The sequence below is a fragment of the Halobacteriovorax sp. genome (assembly GCF_041587335.1).
Taxonomy (GTDB): domain Bacteria; phylum Bdellovibrionota; class Bacteriovoracia; order Bacteriovoracales; family Bacteriovoracaceae; genus Halobacteriovorax.
In genome coordinates this window covers 1-2,294 of sequence record NZ_JBFGYP010000252.1, presented here as the reverse complement: position 1 = coordinate 2,294, position 2,294 = coordinate 1, and the positions used below count along the sequence as shown (strand labels likewise).

At 39.5% G+C, this 2,294-nt stretch carries 2 protein-coding genes; both read right to left on the bottom strand.

Translation table 11 applies throughout. From position 1 onward, the window contains the following. Positions 1–1,272, bottom strand: a 1,272-nt coding sequence (locus ABX784_RS17045) for a TldD/PmbA family protein (RefSeq protein ID WP_372656262.1), incomplete at its 3' end; no start/stop codon positions are given. Further along, positions 1,272–2,294 (bottom strand): TldD/PmbA family protein (locus tag ABX784_RS17040; RefSeq protein WP_372656261.1); only part of this gene is annotated, 1,023 nt, incomplete at its 5' end. The genes ABX784_RS17045 and ABX784_RS17040, both read right to left, overlap by 1 nt.

Sequence of the window (2,294 nt, the reverse complement as noted above, 5' to 3'; positions counted from 1 at the left end):
GCTATGAACGAGGTGACCAATATTAGAAATCTCTTTTATAGTGTTGTAGAAGTTTCCTGATACAGTAACACCTTTCACTGGCCTTACTCTTTTTCCATTTTCAACTAAGTATCCACTTGCTGCAAAAGAGAAGTCTCCACTAATTGCGTCCGAACCAGAATACATTCCTTGTTCTGAAATGATTTCAAAGTATGTGCCCTTATCGAAGCTACTATCATCACTCTCTACTGAAGCTATGACCTTATTTGTCCCACCAACACCTAGAGATGACTTTGGTGATCTCGTAGCGTTGAAGCTATTAGTAAGGCCTAATTTTTTTGCAGTGTAAGAGTTATGGAAGAATCCACATAGAACACCATTTTTAATTAGAGGTGTTTCAGACATCATATTACCTTCGCCGTCAAACATTGAATAAGCAAAACCACTTTCTAAAAGAGGTGAGTCTGTCATAGTTAACATTGTTGAAGCGACTTCAGTTTCAATCTTGTTCTTCCATGGGTTCATGTCATTAATGGCGGCCTTCGCTGAGAAGAGTCCAGAAAATACATTAAAGAATTGAGCAAGCTTATCAGTAGAGAACACTATGTCATAGTGACCTGTCTTAATTGCTGTTCCTTCAAGAAGTCCTAGAGCATGTTCGTAAGAAACATCAATGCAGTCGTTTGGATTTAGTTCACTAAACTTTCTCGTTAGCGATTGATGTACATGCATACTTTGCTTACTGTTTTTCTCTAAAAGAGCAGCAGTATAACAAGAGTACGCCTTGCTCTTTTCAATACACTTTGTTCCAAGGTGATTGAGGTAGAGACTCTGATCGATATATTCTCCAACACCGTTGTACGGAGGAGTTTTTAGATCCTTATCTTTACTCATAAGATCTTTTTCAATCATTAGCGCCATTTCAATTAACTTCTCTGGAGCGGCTCTCTCATCGTCATATTTAAAACTCTTTGTTCCATCTATAAGCTCAGATCTTTGAACTTCGATCTTTTCTAGCTCTTCTTCTTTAGAGTACTTCGCATTAGCAAGAGCTTGCTTTACAAGAGTTTGAATTGTCTCATCATCTGTAGCTTCACAGTATGAACTCCCTATCTTGTTGTCTTTGATAACTCTAAGCCCTAGAACTTGAGTACCAGAAACTTCATAAGAAGATACTTCTCCCTGTTCAGCCTTTACAGATATACTCTCTCCAGAGTCGACAACTATATCCGCTTGGTCAGCTCCATTTTTAAGAGCTACATCAATTATTTTTTCTAATACTTGCATTTCCATTACGCTTTCCCCCCAACAAGAATTTCATCGACTTTTAAGGCCGCTTGACCAACTGAAGTAGGAATTGAACCTGATACAGACCCGCACATTCCTGCTGCTAGAGCTAGATTATTTCCAACCATACTGATCTTCTTAAGAACATCTGGTCCAGTTCCAATTAGAGTGGCCCCTTTTAGTGGGCGATCAATTTTTCCATTTTTAATTAAGTAACTTTCTTGAGCTGAGAAGTTAAACTCACCAGTTCCTGGCTTAACAGAACCACCACCCATCTTCTTGCAGTAGATACCATTATCGATAGTCGCTAGGATATCATCAAGAGAGTGATCTCCAGCTTCAATATAAGTATTTCTCATTCTTGAGGCCGGGGCATACTTGTAACTCTGTCTACGACCAGAACCAGTTCTGTCATAGCCAGTTTTCATAGATCCGACTTTATCTACTAAGAAGCTTGTAAGCTTTCCATCTTTGATAAGCTGAGTCTTCTTTGTTTCCATACCTTCATCATCAATATTGATTGATCCCCATAGGTTTTCCATCGTTCCATCGTCAACAGCACTAACTGCTGAATGAGCAATGTCTTCTTCCATTTTGTCCCAAAATACTGAGGCCTTCTTTTGCACAGAAGTTGTCTCTAGTAGGTGACCACAGGCCTCGTGAAAAATTACTCCACCAAATCCATTATCGATAACAACAGGCATTTTTCCTGCAGGACAGTCATCAGCTGTAAGTTTAACTAAGGCCTGCTTAGAAACAAGTTCACCCATTTCTACAGGATTAATATTATCTACAAGTTCCCAGCCCGATAGTGCTCCAGGAGCGTCATATCCAGTGCTCTGCTCATTACCATCAGTCGCCACAGCATTTGCCATGAGACGAGTGTAGTTTCTTGTATCAGTAACGTGAAGGCCTTCAGAGTTGAATATTTCAATGTCTTGAAGTCTTTGTAGAACTCCACAAGTGACCTGAGAGATTTTATCTGATTGCTTTCTAGCGGCAGCATCAATTTTTAGAAGGTATTGAAT